The organism is Curtobacterium sp. NPDC089991 (genome assembly GCF_044748425.1).
In the GTDB taxonomy this organism is placed as follows: domain Bacteria; phylum Actinomycetota; class Actinomycetes; order Actinomycetales; family Microbacteriaceae; genus Curtobacterium.
The window spans coordinates 12703-36156 of the sequence record NZ_JBIVGB010000002.1; the positions used below are offsets into that span (position 1 = coordinate 12703).

Sequence of the window (23454 nt, forward strand, 5' to 3'; positions counted from 1 at the left end):
TCCGGAGCCCGACCGGGAGGCCCGGATCACCCTGGTCAGCGCGTCGCACGAAGGCGAGCGAGCTGCTTCAGGACGCCGGTCAGGGCCGCCGGGTCCGCGATGCGGTACCCGGCACGGGTCTCCCCCGGGCCCACCTTCACGCCGACGTCGCCGTCCCCGAGCACGCGGAAGCCGTCCTCGTCGGTGACGTCGTCACCGGCGAAGAACACCGCGTCGGCACCGTGGAGCTCGCGCAGCCGGGCGATCGCGTCGCCCTTCGTGACGTGCCGGACGGCGAACTCGACGATGTCCTTGCCACCGCGCTCGAGCACGTCGGCATCGGCATCGTGCGCCGCACGGCTCGCGTCGGCGTTCGCCTGCGCGGCGACCTCGGCGCTCACGCGACGGGTGTGCACGCCGTGACCGGCCGGCTTGTGCTCGATGACGACGCCCGGGTACCGCGCGCCGACCTCGTCGAGCGCCGCACCGATGCGTGCGACCCGGGCGACCTCGTCGTCGGTCAGGGCGGCCTCGTCGTGGCCGTCCACGCGCCACTCGACTCCGTGCGACCCGACCAGCGCCATGTCCTGCGGCGCGTGCGACACGGCCGCGAGGCTGCCGAGCGGGCGACCGGAGACGAGCACGACCTCGGTGTCCGTCGCACGGTGCAGGGTCAGGACCGCTGCCCACGAGCCCGGCAGGGCGCCGACCTGCGACGGCTCGTCGGCGAAGGGCGCGAGCGTGCCGTCGAAGTCGAGGGCGACGATGAGTCGCGGCGCAGCCGCGAGCGTCTCGAGAGCCGTGTCGATGGCGGTCTGGTCGGTGGTGGTCTCAGTCATCACGTGCCTCCCGGGTGTCCTCGGCAGCCCTGGCGGACTGGGCGTCCTGGTCGAAGATCGACATGTTGTCGGTCTGCGCCTCACGGTGTCGGTCCGCCGGGTCGGTGGCGGACGGGTCGAGCTGGGCGTTCCGCGGCGCGTGCCGGTCGAGCGCCTCGAGGAACGAGCGCGACCAGCGCGCCACGTCGTTGTCGCGCACGCGCTTCCGGAGCGCACGCATGCGTGTCGAGCGCTCGCGGCGCGGCATCTCGATCGCGCGCTCGATGCTGTCCTTCAGCGCGCCGATGTCGTGCGGGTTGACGATGACGGCCTGCTTCAGCTCGTCGGCGGCACCGGCGAACTCGGACAGGATGAGCACTCCGTCGCTGTCGAAGCGGGCCGCGACGTACTCCTTCGCGACGAGGTTCATGCCGTCGCGCAGCGCGGTGACGAGCATGATGTCGGCGGCCAGGTAGAGCGCCACCATCTCCTCGCGCGGGTAGCCGTGGTGCAGGTACGAGATCGGCTGGTGGCCGATGACCCCGAGGTCGCCGTTGATGCGGCCGACGCTCAGCTCGATCTCGTCGCGGAGCGTGGCGTAGGTGTCGACGCGCTCGCGGCTCGGACTCGCGACCTGGATGAGGGCGGCGTCCTCGACCTTGATGCGGCCGTCCTCGACGAGCTCGCCGAAGGCCTTGATGCGGTGTCGGATGCCCTTGGTGTAGTCGAGGCGGTCGACGCCGAGCAGCACCGTCTTCGGGTTGCCGAGGCTCTCGCGGATCTCGCGGGCACGCTCCTGCACCTCGGGACGGCGCGCGATGTCCTCGAAGGCCTCGGCGTCGATCGAGATCGGGAAGTGCCGGGCCTCGACGTGGCGGACCGTGATGCCCTTGCGGCTGCGCGGTGCGTCCGGGTCGTCGACCGGGACGTCGATCGTCTGGCCCTTCGTCGTGTAGCCCTTGATGTGACGGACCGCGCGGAGGAAGTCGCTCGCGTCGTCGTGGCGCTGGAAGCCGATGACGTCGGCGCCGAGCAGGCCGTCCAGGATCTGCGCGCGCCAGGGCAGCTGGGCGTAGATGCCGACCGGCGGGAACGGGATGTGGTTGAAGAAGCCGATCGTCAGGTCGGGACGCTTGGCCCGGAGCAGTGCCGGCACGAGCTGCAGCTGGTAGTCCTGCACCCAGACGATGCCGTCCTGCTCGGTGATCTCGGCGATCTGGGCAGCGAAGCGCTCGTTGACGCGCTTGTAGGCGTTCCACCAGTCGCGGTGGTAGCTCGGGTGCTCGATGACGTCGTGGTACAGCGGCCAGAGGGTGTCGTTGCTGAAGCCCTCGTAGTACTCCTCGACGTCGTCGTCGGACAACGGGACCGGCACGATGTGGATGCCCTCGTTGTCGAACGGCTCGACCTCGACCTCGGGCTGGCCGACCCAGCCGACCCAGGCCCCGTCGTTCGCGCGCATCACGGGCTCGAGGGCGGTGACGAGGCCACCGGGCGAGTGCCGCCACCCCTCGTTGCCGTCCTGGTCGACGACCCGGTCCACCGGCAGGCGGTTCGAGGCGACGACGAAGGCGTACTTGGTGGAGGAACGAGAAGGCGCAGACACGGTGGGAACCTACCAGCGCCCGGACAGCGGATTCACGGCGGATCGGCGGGTTCCGGTACGCTGCGGGTGCGTGTCGGGGGGACACGGGTGCTGGCGTGCGGCATCGGCCTCCCGGTCGGAGAGGACCCACCAGCCATGAGCGAGAACCCGCCGAACCCGCCCGTCCCGCCCGTCCCGCCGGGGCAGCCCGGCCCGCAGTCGTCGGATGCGTTCGGTCGCCTGCTGCGGTCCGTGTCCGGCCGTGACTGGCTGGCCGCCGTGCTCGCCGCCGTCGGCGGCTGGGTCGCCGCCTACGTGGTCGCCGCGATCTCGCTGCTCCTCACCGTCGCCGTGCTGGCAGCGGGCGGATCGGGATCCGGTTCCGTCGGGTCGGGGTCGACCGGCACCGGGACCGACCTCGGCGCCGGGAGCACCCCCGACGTCCAGTCGCTGCTGTCCGGGGTCAGCGTCCTGCTCGGCACCCCCGCCCAGCTCGTCGCCCTCGCCGACCTCGGCCGCCTGCACCTGTCGGGCTCGATCGGCTTCCTCGGGTCGGGGTCGGGCGCACTCGCGGTCGTCCCGGTGCTCGTGCTCGCCGCGCAGGTCGTGCTGGCCGTCGTGCTCACCCGTCGCATCCGCACCCGCGGCCTCGGGCGCACCCCGATCCTGCTGACCGCCGTCCTGTCCGGGCTGGTGACCACGGTGCTGACCAACGCCGCCGCGGGCATCCTCGCCATCCGGTTCCCCGCCGTCTCCGGCGCCTCCATCGACCCCGTGCACGCGGTCGGCCTCGGCAGCATCCTCGGCGCCTTCGTGATCGGCGCACTCGCCGCGGTGCTCGCACGCCCGTCGGCCCTGCTCGGCCGCAACGTGTTCGCCGGTCGCGTCCTCGGCACGCTGCGCGTCGCGGCGTCGCAGCTCACGGTGCTCGTCGTGCTGGTGACGGTCGTCGTCATCGTCCTCGCCCTGGTCGCACAGCCCTCGTGGGGTGCAGCGCTGCCGGTGCTCGTCGGCAACGTCGCGGTCGGCCTCACCGCCCTCGGCTTCTTCGGCGGCGTCGGGCTGTCCGGCTTCGGGTCGGCGGGCAGCACGGCGTCGGTCTTCGGCGGCGCCGGCGGCTGGACCTGGCTCGTCGTCCTGCTCGTCGTCGTGACCTCGGTCGTCGCGGGCCTCGCACTCGCTGTCCGCCGCAACGACCGGTTCCGCACCACGCTGGACTGGGTCGTGACCCCGGTCGTCTGGTTCGCCCTCGGGCTCCTGCTCTTCGTGCTCGGCACCGGGCTGGTGTCCTACCAGGCGACGGGCATCAGCGCCGTCAGCGGGACCGGTTCGATCGGGATCGCACCGTGGACGCCGCTCGTGTTCGCGCTGTGGGGCGGCGCGACCGAGGCCGTGGCACGGTACCTCGCGCCCGTGCTGCTCCCCCGCCTCGGCGGTGGCGTCGTGCTGCGGACCTCGCGCCTCGTCGGAGCGGACCAGCGCCCGGCGGCCGCACCGACCTTCCCGGCAGCGACTCCGGCGTTCCCGCCGGCCGGCCCGGCGTTCCCGCCGGCCGACCACGCGTTCCCGTCGGCGGCGCCCGCGGGCGACCCGGCAGCAGCAGCGTGGGCGGCGACGCCCGGCGTCGGCCACCCCGGTCAGCCGGAACAGCCCTTCGTCGGCGGCGGCGCTCCCACGCCCGCTCCGATGTCGCCGCGCGCCAAGAAGGTCCTGGTCCGCTCGCTCATCGCCGGCGGCGCCGTGGTCGTCGTCGTCATCGCGGGAGCCGTCACCACCGGTGTGCTCCGTGCCAACGTGTGGGGCCCGGCGCCGACCGTGAAGTCCTACGTGCAGGCCATCGCGAGCGGGGACGCCGACACCGCCGCCCGACTCAGCGAGGTGCCGTCCGACGCCGCCATGCTCGACACCGCGGTGCTGAAGAGCGCGAAGGACCGTCCGTCGGACATCCGCGTCGGCCGCGTCTCGACGAGCGGTGACAGCGCCCTCGCCACCGTCAGCTACACCCAGGACGGCAAGAACCGCTCCGGCCAGGTCAGCCTCCGGCGCACCGGCACCGCGTTCCTGGTGAAGGACGAGTGGCGCGTCACCGAGCCGCTCGCCCAGACCGTCACGCTGACCGCGTCCGAGGTGCTCGAGGGCGCCCCGGTCACGGTCGGCGGCAAGGAGATCGGCGAGATCAGCGACGGCCGGTTCACCTCGCTCGCCTACCCCGGCACCTACGAGGTGCAGGTCGGCGGGACGAAGTACTTCACCGGCGGCACCGAGCAGGTGTCGGTCGGTGCGACGTCGTCCGGGTACGTCGACTTCACCCCCACCGCCACGAAGGCGCTGCAGCAGGACACCGAGCAGTACGTGACCGACCTGATCGACGACTGCGCCACGAAGACCGACCTCAGCGCGCTGAGCGGGTGCCCCTGGTACGGCCCGTACGACGCTGATGGTGCCGTGCGCTACGACGTCACGACGATGCCCGAGGTCGAGGTCGAGGCCTCCGGTTCGGGCACGGTCATGGTGCAGAGCACGAAGGACGGTGTCGTCGAGTACGACTACACCTCGTACTTCGGGGACAAAGAGCACGGCGAGGACAGCTTCGATGTGTACCAGTACCTGAAGGTCGAGGACGGGAAGCTCGTCTCCGCCTACTGACGCACCACCGCACGCGACGACGGCCGGCCTGGGATCCCCGGGCCGGCCGTCTCACTAGGCTGACGCGCATGGTCAGGACACGGGCGTGGCGGAACGGCGACGCGGCGGAACGGGACTTCCCGGTCGACCGGGTCTCGGACCTCGTCGCCGACGCGGACACCTTCGTCTGGGTCGACTACACCGACCCCGTGCACGACGACCTCGTGCAGGTCGAACAGGAGCTCGGCATCCACGCCCTCGCCGTCGAGGACGCCGTCGAGCAGGGCCAGCGCCCGAAGCTCGACCGGTACCGCGACAGCCTGTTCCTCGTGGTCTACGACGTCGGCGGTCTCGGCGAGGACGGTGAGCTCGTCACCCACGAGGTGAAGGCGTTCGTCACCGAGCACGCCCTCGTCACCATCCACGGGGCCGACGTCGACACCGCCGCGATGGAGCACCGACTCGACGCGAACGCGGACGTGGCCGAGCACGGTGTGCCGTGGCTCGTCTGGGCGTTGCTCGACGCCGTCGTCGACCACGCCACCGAGACCGTGGAGGACATCGAGCGACGGATCGACGACCTCGAGGACGACCTGTTCGAGCGGGGCAACGCCCGCGAACAGCAGATCCAACGCCGGTCGTTCCGCCTCCGCAAGGCCCTCGGCGTGCTGCGGCGGCTCGTCGTCCCGACCCGCGACAGCGTCGCATCGCTGCTGCACGGCGACGCGGAGACCATCTCGGACGGCATCCGGCCGTACTTCCGCGACGTCGAGGACCACCTGGTGTCGATCTCGGACTCCGTCGAGCAACTGCGCGACGCCGTCTCGAGTGTCCTCGACACGAACCTCAACCTGGCGTCGAACCGGCAGAACACCGTGATGAAGAAGGTGACGAGCTGGGCCGCGATCATCGCGATCCCCACCGCCATCACCGGCTTCTTCGGGCAGAACGTGACGTTCCCGGGCGAGGGTGCGTGGAGCGGGTTGTACGTCTCGCTCGCGCTCATCGTCGCGTCGTCGCTCGTGCTCTACCGCGTCTTCAAGGCCCGCGACTGGCTCTGACCGCCGCGGGCTTCGCACGGTGCGAGCTTGTTCGGGCCGTGCGCGACTGACCGCACCGTGCCCCGCCACAAACTCGCACCAGGCTGCTGGCACCGCACCGAACGACCGAGCACGCACGGTGCGACGGCGAGAACCCGTACGCCACACAGCGCGCGCACGGTGCGAGCTTGTTCGGGCGGTGCGCGACTGACCGCACCGTGCCCCGCCACAAACTCGCACCAGGCAGCTGGCACCGCACCGAACGACCGAGCACGCACGGTGCGACCGCGCGTCGGAGCGCGAGCACCCCAGCGGCCCCGCGTCAGAGCGCCAGCGCGAGCACCCCGGCGACCACGGTGAGCGGAGCCGCGATGCACCCGAGCAGCATGTACCTGCCCCACGACAGGCGCACGCCCTCGGCCGACAGCCGTGCGTGCCACAGCAGGGTGGCGAGCGAGGCCCACGGCGTCACCAGGCACCCGGCGTTCACGCCGATGAGGAGCGCCGCGTACCGCACGGCCTCGTGACCGGCGGCGGGCTCGAGCACGAGGTACGCGGGCAGGTTGTCGATCGCGTTCGCCGCCACCGCTCCCCCGGCGCCGAGCAGCAGGAGCGGCCCGGTGCCCGTGCCGTCGCCGAGCGCCCGCACGATCGGGTCGGTGAGCCCGGTGCTGTGCAGGGTCTCGACCACGACGAAGAGCCCGGCGGCGAACAGCAGCGTCGACCACGGCACCCGCGACGGCCGGAGCTCGGCGGGCGACCGGAACGCCGCGACCACGACGAGCACGAGGGCACCGGCCACGGCCGCGATCCAGACCGTCACCCCGGCGGTGAGCGCCACGACGAGCGCGACGAGCACACCGGACGCCGCCCAGAACGACACCGGGTCGGACGGACGCCGCACCGACACCGGCGTGTAGCGCCCGAAGAGCTTGCCGCGGAACACCACGAGCAGGACGGCGCACGGGACGACGACCCCGGCGACGGCCGGCCACGCCATCAGCCCGGCGAAGGGCAGCGGACCACCGAGGCCCATCCGGTCGACGGCGAGCAGGTTCGTCAGGTTCGACACCGGCAGCAGCAGGGACGCGGTGTTCGCGAGCCAGACGGTGGTGAGCGCGAACGGCATCGGCGGCAGCCCGACCCGGCGCGCCAGTGAGATCACGATCGGGGTGAGCAGCACCGCGGTCGTGTCGATCGACAGGAACACGGTGCAGAGCACGGCGAGGACGACGACCGCACCCCAGAGCCCGATCGTGCGCCCGCCGCCGACACGTGCCGCGACGTCGGCGAGTCGGTCGAACACCCCGGCGTCCGCAGCGAGCTCGGCGACGATCGTCAGCCCGAGGACGAACCCGAGGACGGGCAGGACCCGCTCGGCCAGGACCCCGAGGTCGCCGAGCGGCAGCAGGCCGAGCGCGACGCACACCGCGCCGATGACGAGCAGCACTGCTCCGATGACGGCCTGACGCACGGGCGCTCCTCCACGAGTGCGCCGGGCAGGGTGTCCGGCGGCGCTCCAATGTACTGACCGGTAGCGTTGGCAGCACGACGACAGGAGGCCTCTGTGCGCAAGTTCATGTTCAACGGTGCGGTGTGGAGTTCGCTCATCAGCGGCTACAGCGTGCTCCAGACCACCCGCCAGGGACCCCGCGACTGGCGGCTCGCCCTGACGTGGGTCGCGTGGATCGCGACCACGATCGTGGCGATCGGCACGGTGGTCGAGGACGACCGCGCCGTCAAGGCGCGCCAGCCGTAGGTCGCGATCGCGACCACACGACGGACGGGAGGCCGGGTGCCAGCTGGCACCGGGCCTCCCGTCCGTCCCGTGTCCGGTCCGGAGCCCGTCAGCGCTCCGCAGGCGGGATGTCGGACGTCTGGATCGGACCGGTGAAGAGTGCCGCGCGGTCCTCCTGCCCCGGCGCGAACAGCGCCGAGTCGGCAGCGGTCGACGCCGTGCGCCGCCGCGGTGCGGTCTCGTCGACCATGAGCACGCGCTGGACCGGCAGGGCGTCGGGGTGGGTGCGCTGGATCCACTCGACGAGTTCCTCGCGGATGTAGCAACGCAGGTCGAACAGCGACGGGGCGTCGTGCGACGTCGCGAGGACCCGCACCCGCACGTACCCCTGCACGGCGTCGGTGACCTGCAGCACCTTGACCCGGCGGTCCCACAGCTCGGTGCGGTCGAGGATCCGGTCGAGTTCCTCGCGCATCTCGCCCGGACGGACCCGCCAGTCCAGGTCCATCTCGACGGCACCGAGCAGTTCGCTGTTCGTGCGCGTCCAGTTCTCGAACGGGGTGCTCGTGAAGTAGGTCGACGGCAGCACGAAGCGCCGGTCGTCCCAGAGGTGCACGACCACGTAGGTGAGGGTGATCTCCTCGATCCGCCCCCACTGCTGCTCGACCACGACGACGTCGTCGACGCGGATCGACCCGGAGAACGCGAGCTGCATGCCCGCGAAGACGTTGCCGAGCGTCGACTGCGCCGCCAGACCCGCGACGACCGAGATGAGTCCGGCGCTCGCGAGCACGCTCGCGCCGGCGGCCTCGACCCCGTCGAAGGTGAGCAGGATCGCGCCGACGGCGATGATGACGAGCACGGCGACGGTCAGCCGCCGGATGATGAGGACCTGCGTGCGGATGCGGCGGGCCTGCCGGTTGTCGGGGACGTCGATGCGGAACCGGTGCAGGCCGAGGTCCTCGAGGAAGATCGCGATCTGGCACGCCAGCCAGCAGCCCACCGCGATCGTGACGATGAGGAACCCGTGCACGACCTCGTCACGCCACGGGTACGCGTCGGCGTCGCGCGGGACGCTCGAGGTGAACGCGATCCAGAGCAGGACCACGAGCAGGGTGGTGCGGAAGGGGTGCTTCGCCCGGCGCGAGAGCACGCCGGCCCACCGCTCCCGTCGCGCGACCGTCCGCAGCACCAGGTGCAGGACGACCGCGGCGACGGCGGTGATGAGGAGGGCGAACCCGATCGCGACCAGGAGTCGGAGGAGGATGTCCATCCCTCCATGCAAGCAACGGACGACAGGCGTTGTTCGCAGGACCCGGCCACGCACGCGAGGAGGCCCGGTGCGCACGACGCGCAGCGGGCCTCCTGTCCGAACGGAACCGCTACTTGCTCGCGGTGAGCGAGTCCACGTAGTCCTCGTTGTCGGCAACCCACTTCTCGACGATCGACTGGTACTCGGACTGGTCCGCGCCGCTGTTCACGAGCGCGTCCTCGAGCGAGTAGAGCGTGTCGGAGTCCATCTTGAACGCCTGCAGCCACTTCTGCGCTTGCGGGAAGTCGTCGCCGAAGTCCTCGTTCACGATCGTGTGGATGCTCTCGTTGTCGCCGAGGGCGTTCTTCGGGTCCTCGAGGTCCTTCACGTCGAAGGCGTTGTAGGCCCAGTGCGGACGCCAGAGGGTGACGACGATGTCCTTGCCGTCCTTCTCGGACTTCTTCAGCTCGGACAGCATCGCCGGCGTCGAGCTCGTGACGAGCTCCCAGTCGTCGAGCCCGTAGGCCTTCATGACCTTCTCCTTGACGATCTTCGTCTCGCCCGCGCCGGGCTCGATGCCCACGATCCGTCCGCCGAAGTCGTCCTTGTGCGCGGCGAGGTCGGCGAGCGAGTCGATCGGAGCGTCCGCGTTCACGGTGAGTTCGAGCGACGCCTGGTCGTTCCACGACCCGAGGTCCTCGAGGTCGTCGCCGTACTTGTCCATGTACGCCTTGTGCGTGTTCGGCAGCCAGGTGTCGAGCACGGCGTCGTAGTCGCCCTGAGCCAGCCCCTGGTACGCCGGCGCGGGGTCCGCGTAGTCGAGCTCGACGTCGTACCCCTTCTTCTCGAGGACGTACTTCCAGAGCTCGCTTGCTGCGGTGTCCTCGTCCCAGCCGTTGAAGACGACCATCTTCATCGCCTGCTTGTCGCCGTTGTCCACCGTGTCGGACGCGTTGCTCGAGCCGGGCGGCGAGCAGGCGCTGAGCGCGAGGGCCGCGGCGGCACCGAGTCCGATGGCCGACAGGATCTTGGTTCGGGTGTTCATGGTTTCCTTCCTGGTTCGACGCTCGGCACCGGCGGACCGGGTTCGGCGTCGTCGACACGGCGTGCTGTCACCGTGCGGTCTGTGGGGTCTGGATGATCTGGTCGACCGGGTGCGCGACGGCGCTCCAGCCGTCAGGCGCCGACCGGCACGGGCTGCTCCGCCTGCTGGGTCGCCGACTCCTGGTCGTCGTCGCCGGTGGGCGCGGTGGCCGCCGTCGTCCGGCTCGGAGCGCGCTTCTTGCGGTCGCCACCGAACGCTGCGGTCATCCGGTCCAGCACGATCGCGAGGATCACGACCGAGATGCCTGCCTCGGAGCCCAGACCGACGTCGATGCGGTTCAGGGCGGCGACGATCTGGCCGCCGAGTCCCCCGGCGCCGACCATGCCCGCGATGACGACCATGGACAGCGAGAGCATGATGACCTGGTTGACGCCGGCCATGATGCTCGGACGAGCGAGCGGCAGCTGGATCTGACGGAGGATCCGCCACGGGCTCGAGCCGAACGCAGCACCGGCTTCGACGACCTCGGAGCTGACGCCGCGGATACCGAGCTCGGTGAGGCGGACGCCCGGCGCCATCGCGAAGACGATCGTCGCGACGATGCCCGGCACCGGCCCGATGCCGAACAGGATGAGCGCGGGGATCAGGTACACGAACGCCGGGGTCGTCTGCATGAAGTCGAGGACCGGCTTGATCGTCCGGCTCGCTGCGTCGGAGCGCGCCGCCCAGACGCCCAGCGGCAGACTGAGCACCACGGCGATACCGGCGGCGACGACGACGAGGGCGAGCGACTCCATCGCGTAGCTCCACTCGCCGATGCTCACGATGACAGCCAGGCCGACCAGGGTGCCGAGCGCGAGCTTCCAGCCCTTCGCCCAGAAGGCCACGGCGACGAGCACGACGATCACGGCCCAGAACGGCGGCGTCGTGAGGAAGTACTCGATCCACTCGTAGAAGAACGTGAAGATCGCGGCGATGACGTCGAAGACGCCACCGAGGTAGGTCGTGATCCACTCGACGATCGCGTCGACCGCGTCGCCGAGCGGCAGTCGGAATCCGAAGAGAGTGGTCATGCGTCGGCTCCTGTGCGGTCGGTCGAGATGATGGTCGGATCGCTCACGACGGGCTGTTCCCCGGTGGCCAGGGTCGCGTCGAGATCCGAATCCGAGATGCGCGTGACCGGCTCGAGCACCGGGATCGGCATGGTCGCGGTCGGCACGTTGCCGAGCGCTGCGAGCAGTGTGACCCGCGGCACGACGCCGAGCAGGCGGTCCTCGTCGTCGACCACGGCGATCGGCAGGGGCGACTCCACGGCGAGCTCGAACAGATCGGTGAGCGCGGTGTCGGGTGAGACCCGGGCGTACTCGGTGTTCACGATGGCGTCGAGGTTCGTGTCGCCGGCCTTGACCTGTCGCATCACGTGGCGATCGCGGACCCATCCGTCGAGCGTGCGACCACGCCCGGTGACGAACACCGCTGCGGTCTGCAGGTCGCGCATCACCCGGAGCGCGCCACGTGGGCCCGCCGTCGACGGGACGACCGCGCGCGCCGGTTCCATGACGCTCGCGGCGGTGAGCACACGGGCGCGGTCGACGTCCTGCACGAACTGGGCGACGTAGTCGTTCGCCGGGTCGGTGAGGATGTCCTCCGGCGACCCGATCTGCACGATCCGGCCGTCGCGCATCACGGCGATCCGGTCACCGAGGAACATCGCCTCGTTGAGGTCGTGCGTGATGAAGACGATGGTCTTGCCGAGCCGCTGCTGCAGGTCGACGAGCTGCTCCTGCATCTCACGGCGGATGAGCGGGTCGAGCGCGCTGAACGCCTCGTCCATCAGCAGGACGTCGGTCTCGGCGGCGAGGGCGCGGGCGATGCCGACGCGCTGCTGCATGCCGCCGGACAGCTCGTCGGGCTTCGCATCGGCCCAGACGTCCAGGCCGACCAGGTCGATGACCTCACGGGCCTTCGCGAGCCGAGTGGTCTTGTCGACGCCGTTCACCTCGAGGCCGTACGCGACGTTCTCGAGCACGGTTCGGTGCGGCAGCAGTGCGAAGTGCTGGAACACCATCGACACGCTCGACCGACGGATCTCGCGGATCTCCTTGGCGCTCGCCCTGGTGACCGTGCGCCCGCCGATCTCGACGCTGCCGGCGCTGGGCTCGAGCAGGCCGTTGAGCATCCGGATGAGGGTCGACTTGCCGGAGCCGGACAGTCCCATGACGACGAAGATCTCGCCGGGACGGACGTCGAAGGACGCGTCGATGACCGCGGCGGATCCCTGCTCGCGGACCTCGTCGCGGGTGGCGCCGGCGGCGAGGCGGCGGACGGCGTCGCCGGGACGCCGGCCGAACACCTTGTAGACGCCGCGGACACTGAGCGCGGCGCCCGTGCCGTCCGGCGACGTGTCGTGCCGGATCTCGGATGGGGCAATGGACAACTGGACTCCTCGCGTCGCCGCGGCGCCGGAGCGCACGTGCGGTGACGGTGTGGTTGCGAACGGGTCGCCCGGGACGGCGCGCACGGTCCACGTCAGCCCGCGCAACGGCGCAGGGCGAGCGAACACGCACGCAGGGACCACGCTCGGGGCGGTCCCGGTCCGGCCGACCGTACGGCTGCGGCGCTGCTGGCCGCTGACGCGTTCTGGTCGTCGTGTCCCCGACCATCGGGCCTGTGGGGACGTTCAAACCTAACGGTGTCTTGTCCCCCGATCACAATCGACGTCCGCCGGAATCCCGGCACCGCTGTACCCCGTCGTCGGCGTGTCGCCCACGCACATGGGGATCGCGATCGTGACCGTCTCGTTACAGATCAGCTCGTTCGGAGGTTTGTGTGCCGCCCCGGTTCCGTGCGCATGTAGGTTGGCGCGCATGACAGCGCAGAACGACACGGGCGTGAACCGTGCTCCGGCGAACGACTTCTCGCACGAGCAAGAGGGCTACCAGCACGGTCTGAAGCCCCGGCAGCTGCAGATGATCGCGATCGGTGGGGCCATCGGCACCGGACTCTTCCTCGGTGCGGGTGGACGACTCCACACCGCGGGCCCCGCGCTCGCGCTGACCTACCTGATCTGCGGCATCTTCGCGTTCTTCATCCTGCGCGCCCTCGGCGAGCTCGTGCTGCACCGTCCGTCGTCGGGATCGTTCATCTCCTACGCCCGCGAGTTCTACGGCGAGAAGTTCGCCTACGCCGCCGGCTGGATGTACTTCCTGAACTGGGCGATGACCTCGATCGTCGACACCACCGCCGTCGCGATCTACCTGCAGTACTGGTCCGCGTTCACCGCCGCACCGCAGTGGCTCCTCGCGTTGATCGCCCTGGTCGTCGTGCTCGCCGCCAACATGGTCGCGGTCAAGGTGTTCGGCGAACTCGAGTTCTGGTTCGCGCTCATCAAGGTCGCCGCACTCGTCGCGTTCCTCGTCGTCGCGATCATCTGGCTCGTCTTCGCGTTCCCGGTCGAGGCCGGCGGCGAAGCCGTCCGCACGGGCTTCTCGATCTGGGGCGACAACGGCGGACTGTTCCCGAACGGGCTGCTCCCCGCGGTCATCGTGATCCAGGGTGTCGTGTTCGCGTACGCGGCGATCGAGCTCGTCGGCACCGCGTCCGGTGAGACGCAGAACACCGAGAAGGTCATCCCCCGCGCCATCAACTCCGTCGTGTTCCGCATCGCGGTCTTCTACGTCGGGTCGATCATCCTGCTCTCCCTGCTCCTGCCGTACACGGCGTACAAGGAGGGCGAGAGCCCGTTCGTGACGTTCTTCTCGTCGCTCGGCAACCCGCAGGTCGGGTCGATCGTCGGCGGCATCATGAACTTCGTCGTGCTCACGGCGGCACTGTCGTCGCTCAACGCCGGCCTGTACTCGACCGGTCGCGCCCTGCACTCGATGGGCATGAACGGCTCGGCGCCGAAGTGGACCACCAAGATGTCGAAGGGCGGTGTGCCGTACGCCGGCATCCTGCTCACCGCCGCGTTCACGGTCGCCGGCGTCGTCCTGAACTACTTCGTCCCGAGCCAGGCCTTCGAGATCGCGTTGAACATTGCGAGCCTCGGCATCATCACGGCGTGGGGCACGATCATCCTCTGCCAGATGCGGCTCCGGTCGTGGGCGAAGCAGGGACTGGCGAAGGAGCCGTCCTTCAAGCTGCCCGGTGCCCCGGTGACCGCGTGGCTCACGCTGGCGTTCCTGGCGTCGGTCATCGTGCTGATGGCGATCGACTACCCGGTCGGCACCTACACGATCGCGTCCCTCGTGATCGTGATCCCGCTGCTCGTCGTCGGCTGGTTCCTGCAGCGCGACCGCATCCTGCGCATCGCCTCGCTCCGACAGGGCGTCACCGGTCCGTACCCGATCGGTGTCCGTGACCCGGCGAACCAGGTCCGTCGCGACGGCGAGGACGGCGGCGAGCACAAGGGGTCCGACGACACCGTCTGATCTGTCCCCGGTGCGCAGCACGTCGCGCGCCGAGTGCAGTGGGTCCGGCACCCGTCGGTACGATCGGCGGGTGCCGGACCGCTCTGTCTCCCCTGCGTCTGTTCCCCCCACCCTCGATCTCCAGCTGAGCTGGCGAGGCGCGTACGGACGCCTGCGGGTGTTCCCCGACCGCCTGGAGGCCGAGACCGACTACGAGCGCGAGGCGCGGATCTCCGTGCCGATGGACGCGGTGTCGGGGTGGCGGCTCGGACCGTGCGACGAGGACGCCGTCTGCGTCGAGTTCGTCACGGAGCCGGAGACGTTCCGCGTGCTGCTCGACACCTCGGACGAGCAGCTCGCCGCGCTGGCCATCCAGAAGGTGCTCGGACCGCCGCTCACCACCGGCTGACGGTCCGCGGGCGCTGCGCTCAGGCGTCGCCCTCCGGGGCGAACTGCGTGACGCGGAACGTGGCGCCCTGCGGGTCCCGCAGTTCGGCCGCACGCGTCCACGGACCCTGCCAGGTACCGAGCACGGCGCCGCCGAGCTCCTCGGCCCGTGCGGCGGCGGCGTCACGGTCCGCCACGCTGAACGACACGTGCCAGTCGTCCGGCCCGTCGTCGAGTCGGGCGAGGGCGCCGATGACGTCCGCGAAGCCCTCCGGTGCGCCGACCTGCCGTTCGCGGATGTCGGGGTCGGAGGTGGCCGCGAGGTGGTCCCCGTAGCCTGGCAGCCGGACCATGGCGCTCGGGCCCTCCTCGATGCCGGAGACCCGCCAGCCGAACAGCTGCTCGTAGAACGAGATCGCCTGCTCCGGCTCGGTCGAGCGGAGGTCGCTGAAGACCCAACCGCCGGGGGCGTTGATGTGCTGGGACCCGAGCCGCTCGCGCGCCTGCCAGAGTCCGAACGCCGCACCGCGCAGATCGACGCAGTCGACGCTGCGGCCCGCGGCGCCACCCGGCCCGGCGTCCTCCGCCGGAGCGGCGGTGCCACCGAGCTCGACGACCCGAGCGGCCACCGCGTCGGCGTCGTCCACGGCGATGTACGTCGTCCACGACGCCCGCTCGTCACCCGATGCGATCGCGCCGACCTCTCGTCCGTCGATGCTCACGATCCGGTACGAGCCGGGGGCCCCGGGCGGCAGGCGCTCCTCGAAGTCCCAGCCGAACAGACCGCCGTAGAACGCCTGCGCGGCGTCGGGGTCCGGGTGTCGTCCGTCGATCCAGCTCGGCACGCCCTGGGGGTAGGTGCGAGGGGTCTGGTCCGTCATGGTGTCTCCCGAGGTCGCCGACGCCCGGGTCGGATGCCCCCAGGTCTACCGCTGACCGCCGACGTCGGTCGGGTCGGTCGTCGGGTCGGTCGTCGGGTCAGTCGTCGGTGTCGACCTGGTCGGTGACGACGTCTCCCGAACCGGCGTCGATCCGGACGCTGTGCTTGGTGCCTGACCCGTCGACGACGTCACCCTCCCAGACCACCTTGCCGAGGTGGTCGTCGAGGCCGAGCTCGGTGATCGAACCGGCGTGCAGGTCCTCGAAGGCGCTGACGGCCTTGCTGACGTCGAGGTCGGCGGCTGCGACGAACCGGTCGTGCTCGGCGCGGTCGTCGGCGTCCGCGGTCTCCGTCTGCGGGGTACCGGTCACCCCGGTGCCGGCGGCGTCGGTGTGCACCTCGTGCTCGGTGCCGTCCTTCGTCACGACGAGGACCTCGTACGCGCTGCCACGCTGCTCCTGCTCGACCGAGATGACGGTGCCGGAGCCGGAGCCGGAGCCGACGCTCCCGCGTGCGGTCGCGACGGCGGCCAGCAGGGCGTCGTTCGACGTGGCCGAAGCGGCGGTCGCGGACGCGCCACCCGACGTGCCGGTGGTGGCGCCCGTCGCGGCCGATCCGTTCGAGGACGACGCCGCCGAGTCGGACGATCCGTCGGTGGAGCAGCCGGTGAGGGCGAGTGCGGCCACGACGGGCAGGGCGGCGAGGGCGGTGACGCGGCGGGCGGAGGGCTTCTGGAGCTGGGTGCGGAAGGTCATAGGACGAGCATGTCGGCGGGGTGCTGAAGCAGACCTGAAGCCGCCTGTTCAGCCGCCGAGTGCGATGCACACGACGAACCGCGCCCCGCCGAGCGGCGAGTCCGCCACCGTCGCATCGCCGCCGTGCGCCCGGACGGCGTCCCGCACGATCGCCAGACCGAGGCCGGCACCACCGGCGTCGCGGCTGCGGGCCTCGTCGAGCCGGACGAACCGCTCGAACACCCGGTCGCGCTCGGCCGCCGGGACCCCGGAGCCGTCGTCGTCCACGGTCAGCACCGCGGCGCCGTCCTGCTCGACCAGGGCCACCGCGACGCGCGACGCGGCATGCCGGACGGCGTTGTCGACGAGGTTCCGGACCACGCCGGTGAGCAGCCGTTCGTCGCCGAGCACGCGTGCGGCGGAGATCCCGGAGCCGTCGACCCGGATCGCACGGTCGCCGGTCCCACCACCCGGCACCCGCGCCCGCGCCCGCGCCCGCGCGACGGCGTCGAGTGCGAGGTCGTCGAGGTCCACGGGACGACGGACACCCGTGCCGCCCTCGTCGAGCCGCGACAGCTCGAGCAGCCCGGTGACGAGGTCCTGCAGGCGCACGGCCTCGGACCGCACGACGTCGGAGAACTCGGCGACGTCGGTCCGGTCCGGGTACGCGACGGCGACCTCGGCGTGCTGGCGGAGGGACGCGATCGGCGACCGCAGCTCGTGCGAGGCGTCGGACACGAACTGCCGTTGCCCCGCCGCGGATCGGTCGAGTCGGTCGAGCATCGCGTTCATGGTGGTCGCGAGCCGGGCGATCTCGTCACCGGTGTCCGGCACGACCACGCGGGCGTGGGGCTGCGCGGCACGGATCGTCTCGACCTCGGTGCGCATCCGCTCCACCGGCCGCAACGACCGCCCGGTCACGGACCAGGTCACGATCCCGAGCACGAGGACGAGCACCGGCACCCCGCCGGCGAGGAGCACCACGGCGGTCCGGATGGCGGTGTCGGTCTGCTCGAGGGAGACGCCGTACACCAGGGTCGCCTCACCCCCACCGGGCAGGTCGACGTCGTCGGCGACGAGCAGCCAGCGTTCGCCGTCGTGCGACCACCGGGACTCGTCCGCGGTCGACAAGGCCGGAGCGTCGGCGTCCTCGCCGTGTGCCAGGACCGAGCCGCCGGCACCGACCACCTGCACCAGGACGTCCTCGTAGTCGGTCACCGCACCGGCACCGTCGGACTCGACCCGTGACGACACCTGTTCGAGTCCGGCCTCGGCGGACGTCCGCACCCCGTCGAGCAGCACCAGGCGGAGCACCACGACGAACCCCACGGCGCCGACGACCAGGGCGGCGAGCACGACCACGCCGGCGCCGAGCGTGGTCCGCGCGCGCACGGACCGGAAGCGGCGCGTGCGCCCCGTCCCCCGGTCAGCCACCGTCGGCCGCCAGTCGGTAGCCCGCACCGCGGACGGTCTCGAGTGACGTCCGTCCGAACGGCCGGTCGAGCTTGCGCCGGAGGTGCCCGACGTACACCTCGACGATGTTCGGGTCGCCCTCGAAGTCGACGTCCCAGACGTTCTCGATCACCTCGCGCTTCGAGCACACCTGCCCGGAGCGCCGCGCGAGGTACTCGAGCACCGCGAACTCCCGGCTCGTCAGGTCGACGGGGGTCCCGGCACGCGCCACGGTCCGTGCGGCCGGGTCGACGACCAGGTCGCCGAGGGTCAGCACCGCCGGGCGTTCCCGCGCACCGCGGCGGACGAGCGCGCGCAGCCGGGCGACGAGGACCGGGTGTGAGAAGGGCTTCGTGACGTAGTCGTCGGCGCCGGCGTCGAGGGCCTCGACCTGGTCCCACTCGCCGTCCTTGGCGGTGAGCATGAGCACCGGCGTCCAGTCCTGGTCGGCCCGGAGCTGGGCGCAGACCGCCCATCCGCTCATCCCCGGCATCATCAGGTCGAGGACGATCGCGTCGTAGCGGAACTCGCGGGCGTGCCACAGGCCGTCGACGCCGTCGTGGGCGACGTCGACCGCCCACCCCTCGGCCTCGAGGCCGCGACGGACACCGTCGGCGAGCCGCACCTCGTCGTCGACCACCAGGACACGCATGGCGACGATCCTGCCGTGCCGCCCTGAAGCAGCGCTGAAGCGACGCCCGACGGCGAACGGCGAGCGGCTCAGACCAGCAGCAGGATCCCGGCGACGACCGCGGCCACGGCGATGGCGAGCGCGATGAGCAGCAGCACGAGGTGCACCGTGTAGAACGTCGTCGGCTTGCCCGCGGCGTCACGCGCGCGGGTGTCCTTCGCGACGCGCTGGAAGAAGCGCGGCCAGCTGACGACGTTGAAGACGGCACCGATGAACAGGACGACTGCGGCGAAGACGAGCACCGTCCGAGTCTAGACAACGAGTGTCGGTGGTGCTCGGCCGCCCCCAACGCGGCCGAGTCCCACCCGACGAGCCACAGGATCTGTAGCACTTGCTACAAACCCTACACGGGCGTCGGGAGACCGTCGAGTCACCCCTTCGGGCTACGCGGAGTCGAGCGCCGACTCGGCCTCGGCGAGGACGGCTCGCTCGGCATCGGTCAACGGCGTACGCGTCCGCCGGAGCCCGTCGTTGACCTCGACGATCGCGCGGCTCAACCGCGTCGCGGGGTCCTCGGTCGACGGGTAGGCGTTGTCGGCACCGATCCGCGCGTGCAGCGGCGCGAGACGTCGCAGCGCCGCGTCGACCCGCCGGGTGCGGCGACGTCGCGAGACCCGGTGTCCGACGACGAGCAGCAGCATCCCCGTCGAGACGCAGATCACGGCGCCGGGCGTCGTGACGTCGTACGGCAGCGCGAGGGAGCGCATCCGGTCGAGGTCCCCCGTGACGTGCGCCAGGTCCATGACCACGACGACGACCATCCGGACGACCCCGAGGACACCGCCGAGCACCAGGACCCACAGCCCGACCAGGTCCGTCGTCGTCCGGGCCTCGCGCAGGCGGAGGACGCAGATGAGGCCCGTCGCGCCGAGCGCCACCCCGAGGTACACCGTCTGCGCGATCGAGTAGACGCTCGCGGCCGGGTGCGACCCGGCGTCGAGCATGAACGTCGTCGTGGTGGCCGGCTTGTCCAGCACCACGAAGGCGACGACCACGACGACCACCACGGCGCCGCACGACACCACGATCGCGTTCCGGAGCCACGGCCGCGCCGCACCGACCGCCTTCGCCACGCCCCAGAGCAGCGTGCTCGTGCCGGCGACCATCAGGCAGTCGCTGACCACGGTCACCACGTTCGAGCCGCCGAGCAGTGGGTCGAGCCACCGGTACAGCGGATCGACGTTCGTGACGATGGTGCCGGCGAACAGCAGGAAGGTCACCGCCAGGGTCCGGTCCTGCCCGCGTTGCAGGACGAAGAGCGCGATCGTCCCGGCGATGAGCAGCACCGCCTGGACGACGGCGACGATCACCCGAAGACCCCGCGGAAGGCGCTCGGGCGGCCGCGGTGTCGCCGGATGAGCGTCGCGAGTGCGTCGGCGAAGACCTCGGCCTCGTGCTCGTACGCGTTCGAGAACATCCCCCGCGCCAGCGCCCGCTCGACCTTGTACTCGGGCAGGTCCGGGATGACGTCGCGGATGTAGGCCGACTGGGGCGCGTGCTCCTGGTGCCGGTGCAGGACGTGGCCGAGCTCGTGGCCGATGACGAACGCCCGGAAGGTCGGCGACGCGGTCGGCGAGATCATGATCAGGTGGGCGTGTTCGAGCGTCGCGACGAAGCCGCACACGGGCTCCGTCGCCAGGAACGCCTCTTCGCGGACGACGATGGGCTTGTCCACGACGACGGCTGCAGCGGCGACGGCCTGGTCGACGTCGGACCACCCCTCGACCGCACCGCGCGCCCAGAAGGACTCGAGCAGCGGGTCGGTCACGCCACGCTCCCGCGCTGTGATTCCTCCTCGAGCACCTCGGCGATGCGCCGCAGCGCCTCGGGTGAGAGCTCGCCGGGGAAGGTGCGTGCAGCGAACCCGCTCACGCGGGCGGAACGCAGGGAGCGGACGAGGGCGAGCTGGGCGCCGATGCGCTCGGGGACGTCGCTGTCCTCGAGCAGGAAGCGCTCGTCGACCTCGAAGTACCCGGCGAGCAGCCGCAGGAGCTCGGTGTCGCGGTTGCGTCGGCCGTCGCCGGAGAGCATGTAGGTCCACTTCGCCCGCGAGAGCGAACCGCCGTGGGCGGCGACGTACTCCTCGATCGAGGCGAACGGCACCGGGGCGCCACGCTGGGACTCCTCGAAGTCCAGCAGCAGGTTGATGCGCCGTGCGAGTTCGGCGGCGTCCAGGACCCCGCCCCTCGGATCACCGGTCTCCATGTCGGACTCCTCCCCAGCCGTGCGTGCACGACATCGTAGCGCGGCGGACACCGTGCACGCCGTTAGCCTCGTGGGCATGGCCCGCAGCTTCCCCGCGACGATCGCCGACCCGGTCGAGCACGAGATCGTCATCACGAAGTCGCGGTTCATCACCACGGTCGCCCCGGTGTCGGACGTCGCGGACGCCGAGCGGGTCATCGCGGAGGTGAAACGCCGCCGCTGGGACGCCCGGCACAACTGCACCGCGATGGTCACCGGCACCCTCGGCGACCAGGCCCGGTCGTCGGACGACGGAGAACCGTCGGGTACGGCGGGCGTGCCGATGCTCGAGGTGCTCCGCCGCCGCGAACTCACCGACGTGGTCGCCGTCGTGACGCGCTACTTCGGCGGCGTGAAGCTCGGCGCCGGCGGACTCGTCCGCGCCTACTCGACCTCGGTCTCGGAGGCCCTCGACACCGCCGCGCTCGTCCGGCGCGAGGCGCTCACGCAGGTGCACTTCGACGCCCCGCACGCCGCGGCCGGCCGGCTCGACAACGTCCTGCGCGACTGGGTCCGGCACCACCACGCGACCCTCGGTGCGACGGTCTACGGGCGTGCGGCGACGTTCGAGGTCTGGGTGCCCGCCGACGCGCTCGAGACCCTGACCGCGGACCTCGCAGCGGCCTCCGCCGGCGCCGTCGACCTCGTCGTCGGCCCGGAACGGATCGTCGACGTCACCGCCGACTGAATCCGACCGCCAGACACACCTCGGGCGTGTCCCGCTCGGAACGCGTGCACACCCCCGGAACGCACGAAGGCCCCGACTCGATGAGTCGGGGCCTTCGTGGTTGTGGTGCACCCCCTCGGACTTGAACCGAGAACCCACTGATTAAGAGTCAGTTGCTCTGCCAATTGAGCTAGAGGTGCATGTTCCGGCTTCCGTGCCGCAACGGGAATCAACAATAGCATGGGTTCTGCGCGCTCACGACCACTCGTGGGCACCAAGCGAACAGGAGCACCATGACCGACCGTCTCGCCGCCGGCGACACCGCCCCCGACTTCACGCTGCCGGACCAGGACGGCGTCGAACACTCGCTCGCCGCACTGCGGGGCAAGAAGGTCATCGTGTACTTCTACCCGGCCGCGTCCACCCCGGGGTGCACCACCGAGGCCTGCGACTTCCGCGACAACATGTCGTCGCTGCAGGCAGCCGGCTACGAGGTCCTCGGTGTCTCGAAGGACGAGCAGGCGAAGCTCAAGACGTTCCAGCACGAGCAGGCGCTCACGTTCCCGCTGCTGAGCGACCCCGACCTGGCGGTGCACAAGGCCTACGCCGCGTGGGGCGAGAAGAACAACTACGGCAAGATCGTGACCGGCACGATCCGCTCCACGATCGTGGTCGACGAGGACGGCAGCGTGCAGCTGCCGCTCTACAACGTCAAGGCGACCGGACACGTGGCGAGCCTGCGGAAGAAGCTCGGCCTGGTCTGAGGACCGGACCACAGCGAGACGGGAGGCGCGGTGCCAGCTGGCACCGCGCCTCCCGTCCGTCTGTCGGTCTCGTCTACTCCACGGGACGCGCGAGCGCGGCCGTCACCGACCGCGACAGCACGAACGTGATGCCGAGCAGGGCGGGGATCAGCAGAACCCAGCCGACCGCCGGCTCGCGGAAGACACCCTGGAACGCGCCGATCGCGATCGCACCCTGCAGGACCTGCCAGACGATGATCCCCGACCGCACCCAGGCGCGACGCTTCCACAGGCCGTTCAGGAGCGCACCGAGCCAGAGCGCCGCGACGGCCGACAGGATCGTCAGGGCGATCCCGGACGCCAGGCTCGACGCCGGCGCGACGATCAGCTCGACGACCAGGACGACCGTGACCACGACGAGCGCCGCGAACTCGAGGCCGACCACCACCAGCAGGCCGATCAGCGCGCGTGAGCGTCGCTCAGGACGGTCGACCGCGGTCGGGTCGTCATCGTGCACAGTGATCCTCCAGCATCGGAACCCTTGATTTGCCCCTACCAGTATGGAACGATATTCGAGGTCGTTTGGACGGCACGATGTGGTGTGCGTCTCCCGTGGTTCGTCGCTCCTCCCCCGAGCGTCACGCGGGCGTCAGACTCGCTTCCAGCGGACTCCTCCCCACAGTTGTCCCCTCATGCCTCATGCATGATCAGCGTTCCGATCCCCCGAACCCCGGCCCCGGCCTGCCGTTCGAGCATCGACATCAAGGAGCACCACACATGGACTGGCGTGACAAGGCAGCTTGCCTCACCGCGGACCCCGAGCTCTTCTTCCCCGTCGGGAACACCGGGCCCGCCGTCGATCAGATCGAGAAGGCCAAGTCGGTCTGTGCGCGCTGCACGGTCACCGAGATGTGCCTGCAGTACGCACTCGAGAACAACCAGGACTCCGGTGTCTGGGGTGGCCTCAGCGAGGACGAGCGTCGTGCGCTGAAGCGTCGCGCCGCCCGCGCCCGCCGCGCTTCCTGACCCGGGCCGGTTCCCGCAGGACACACCGACGCCCGTCGTCCCTTCGGGGGCGGCGGGCGTCGTCGTGCGCGTGGCGCACGGGGGCGCGGGGCGGGGCGGCACGCCGTGCGCTGGTCCTCGGGGTTCCACAACATGCCGC

24 protein-coding genes and 1 tRNA gene are annotated in these 23454 nt (G+C 71.0%); 8 read left to right on the forward strand and 17 right to left on the reverse strand.

The window, feature by feature from the left end; genetic code table 11:
• Positions 1-35: 35 nt before the first annotated feature.
• Together otsB and otsA are read right to left on the reverse strand one after the other, a co-directional pair.
• On the reverse strand, positions 36-818 hold the full coding sequence (otsB, locus tag ACIPV1_RS05225; RefSeq protein ID WP_402725876.1) for a trehalose-phosphatase: 783 nt from the start codon (positions 816-818) through the stop codon (positions 36-38).
• On the reverse strand, positions 811-2403 hold the full coding sequence (gene otsA / locus ACIPV1_RS05230; protein WP_123292265.1) for an alpha,alpha-trehalose-phosphate synthase (UDP-forming): 1593 nt from the start codon (positions 2401-2403) through the stop codon (positions 811-813). The genes otsB and otsA overlap by 8 nt, the downstream gene beginning before the upstream one ends.
• Before the next feature lie 135 nt (positions 2404-2538).
• On the opposite strand from otsA, the gene ACIPV1_RS05235 reads away from it, so the two are divergent.
• Together ACIPV1_RS05235 and ACIPV1_RS05240 are read left to right on the forward strand one after the other, a co-directional pair.
• On the forward strand, positions 2539-5028 hold the full coding sequence (locus ACIPV1_RS05235; protein ID WP_402725877.1) for a hypothetical protein: 2490 nt from the start codon (positions 2539-2541) through the stop codon (positions 5026-5028).
• A gap of 68 nt (positions 5029-5096) precedes the next feature.
• On the forward strand, positions 5097-6068 hold the full coding sequence (locus tag ACIPV1_RS05240) for a magnesium transporter CorA family protein (protein WP_123292263.1): 972 nt from the start codon (positions 5097-5099) through the stop codon (positions 6066-6068).
• 301 nt (positions 6069-6369) lie between these two features.
• On the opposite strand, the gene ACIPV1_RS05245 is transcribed toward ACIPV1_RS05240, so the two are convergent.
• Positions 6370-7521: an SLC13 family permease gene (locus tag ACIPV1_RS05245; protein WP_402725878.1), complete on the reverse strand. Its 1152-nt coding sequence runs from the start codon at positions 7519-7521 to the stop codon at positions 6370-6372.
• Between the two features lie 93 nt (positions 7522-7614).
• On the opposite strand from ACIPV1_RS05245, the gene ACIPV1_RS05250 reads away from it, so the two are divergent.
• Positions 7615-7806, forward strand: coding sequence for a hypothetical protein (locus tag ACIPV1_RS05250; protein WP_111085947.1), 192 nt, complete (start codon positions 7615-7617; stop codon positions 7804-7806).
• A gap of 88 nt (positions 7807-7894) precedes the next feature.
• On the opposite strand, the gene ACIPV1_RS05255 is transcribed toward ACIPV1_RS05250, so the two are convergent.
• From ACIPV1_RS05255 to ACIPV1_RS05270, 4 genes are all read right to left on the reverse strand, one after another.
• Positions 7895-9058, reverse strand: a complete 1164-nt coding sequence (locus ACIPV1_RS05255) for a mechanosensitive ion channel family protein (RefSeq protein WP_123338999.1) — start codon at positions 9056-9058, stop codon at positions 7895-7897.
• A gap of 109 nt (positions 9059-9167) precedes the next feature.
• On the reverse strand, positions 9168-10082 hold the full coding sequence (locus ACIPV1_RS05260; protein WP_123292260.1) for a glycine betaine ABC transporter substrate-binding protein: 915 nt from the start codon (positions 10080-10082) through the stop codon (positions 9168-9170).
• A 131-nt stretch (positions 10083-10213) separates the two neighbouring features.
• Complete coding sequence (locus ACIPV1_RS05265) at positions 10214-11155, reverse strand: proline/glycine betaine ABC transporter permease (protein ID WP_132100143.1); 942 nt, start codon at positions 11153-11155, stop codon at positions 10214-10216.
• Positions 11152-12519 (reverse strand): glycine betaine/L-proline ABC transporter ATP-binding protein, encoded by a 1368-nt coding sequence (locus ACIPV1_RS05270; protein WP_402725879.1) that lies wholly within the window; start codon positions 12517-12519, stop codon positions 11152-11154. The genes ACIPV1_RS05265 and ACIPV1_RS05270 overlap by 4 nt, the downstream gene beginning before the upstream one ends.
• Positions 12520-12949: 430 nt before the next feature.
• Here ACIPV1_RS05270 and ACIPV1_RS05275 point away from each other — a divergent pair, with 430 nt between their 5' ends.
• Both ACIPV1_RS05275 and ACIPV1_RS05280 read left to right on the forward strand, forming a co-directional pair.
• Entirely contained in the window at positions 12950-14512 is a 1563-nt protein-coding gene (locus ACIPV1_RS05275) for an amino acid permease (protein WP_402725880.1), read from the forward strand.
• A gap of 70 nt (positions 14513-14582) precedes the next feature.
• Positions 14583-14900 (forward strand): hypothetical protein, encoded by a 318-nt coding sequence (locus tag ACIPV1_RS05280; RefSeq protein ID WP_248704538.1) that lies wholly within the window; start codon positions 14583-14585, stop codon positions 14898-14900.
• 19 nt (positions 14901-14919) lie between these two features.
• Here ACIPV1_RS05280 and ACIPV1_RS05285 read toward each other — a convergent pair whose 3' ends face one another.
• From ACIPV1_RS05285 to ACIPV1_RS05320, 8 genes are all read right to left on the reverse strand, one after another.
• On the reverse strand, positions 14920-15759 hold the full coding sequence (locus ACIPV1_RS05285; protein ID WP_402725881.1) for a VOC family protein: 840 nt from the start codon (positions 15757-15759) through the stop codon (positions 14920-14922).
• A gap of 97 nt (positions 15760-15856) precedes the next feature.
• Positions 15857-16513: a PepSY domain-containing protein gene (locus ACIPV1_RS05290; RefSeq protein ID WP_402725882.1), complete on the reverse strand. Its 657-nt coding sequence runs from the start codon at positions 16511-16513 to the stop codon at positions 15857-15859.
• 48 nt (positions 16514-16561) lie between these two features.
• Positions 16562-17884, reverse strand: coding sequence for a sensor histidine kinase (locus ACIPV1_RS05295; protein WP_402725883.1), 1323 nt, complete (start codon positions 17882-17884; stop codon positions 16562-16564).
• A 34-nt stretch (positions 17885-17918) separates the two neighbouring features.
• Positions 17919-18596, reverse strand: a complete 678-nt coding sequence (locus ACIPV1_RS05300; protein WP_123938742.1) for a response regulator transcription factor — start codon at positions 18594-18596, stop codon at positions 17919-17921.
• A gap of 68 nt (positions 18597-18664) precedes the next feature.
• Positions 18665-18877 (reverse strand): SCO4848 family membrane protein, encoded by a 213-nt coding sequence (locus ACIPV1_RS05305; protein ID WP_402725884.1) that lies wholly within the window; start codon positions 18875-18877, stop codon positions 18665-18667.
• A 141-nt stretch (positions 18878-19018) separates the two neighbouring features.
• Positions 19019-19945: a hypothetical protein gene (locus tag ACIPV1_RS05310; RefSeq protein WP_402725885.1), complete on the reverse strand. Its 927-nt coding sequence runs from the start codon at positions 19943-19945 to the stop codon at positions 19019-19021.
• Positions 19942-20403, reverse strand: a complete 462-nt coding sequence (locus ACIPV1_RS05315) for an ImmA/IrrE family metallo-endopeptidase (protein ID WP_111085958.1) — start codon at positions 20401-20403, stop codon at positions 19942-19944. The genes ACIPV1_RS05310 and ACIPV1_RS05315 overlap by 4 nt, the downstream gene beginning before the upstream one ends.
• Positions 20400-20840 (reverse strand): hypothetical protein, encoded by a 441-nt coding sequence (locus tag ACIPV1_RS05320; protein WP_123292254.1) that lies wholly within the window; start codon positions 20838-20840, stop codon positions 20400-20402. Before ACIPV1_RS05320 ends, ACIPV1_RS05315 begins: the two co-directional genes overlap by 4 nt.
• A 76-nt stretch (positions 20841-20916) precedes the next feature.
• On the opposite strand from ACIPV1_RS05320, the gene ACIPV1_RS05325 reads away from it, so the two are divergent.
• Entirely contained in the window at positions 20917-21567 is a 651-nt protein-coding gene (locus ACIPV1_RS05325; RefSeq protein WP_402725886.1) for a YigZ family protein, read from the forward strand.
• 103 nt (positions 21568-21670) lie between these two features.
• On the opposite strand, the gene ACIPV1_RS05330 is transcribed toward ACIPV1_RS05325, so the two are convergent.
• Positions 21671-21746: transfer RNA gene (locus ACIPV1_RS05330), tRNA-Lys, on the reverse strand.
• Between the two features lie 93 nt (positions 21747-21839).
• Here ACIPV1_RS05330 and bcp point away from each other — a divergent pair.
• A complete protein-coding gene (bcp, locus tag ACIPV1_RS05335) occupies positions 21840-22310 on the forward strand; it encodes a thioredoxin-dependent thiol peroxidase (RefSeq protein ID WP_123672221.1) in 471 nt (156 codons plus the stop codon).
• A gap of 73 nt (positions 22311-22383) precedes the next feature.
• Here the strand turns inward: bcp and ACIPV1_RS05340 are convergent, their stop codons facing one another.
• Positions 22384-22806, reverse strand: a complete 423-nt coding sequence (locus ACIPV1_RS05340; RefSeq protein WP_111085962.1) for a hypothetical protein — start codon at positions 22804-22806, stop codon at positions 22384-22386.
• Between the two features lie 260 nt (positions 22807-23066).
• Between ACIPV1_RS05340 and ACIPV1_RS05345 the strand changes: the two genes are divergently transcribed.
• Positions 23067-23315 (forward strand): WhiB family transcriptional regulator, encoded by a 249-nt coding sequence (locus ACIPV1_RS05345; protein ID WP_017888820.1) that lies wholly within the window; start codon positions 23067-23069, stop codon positions 23313-23315.
• Positions 23316-23454 lie beyond the last annotated feature (139 nt).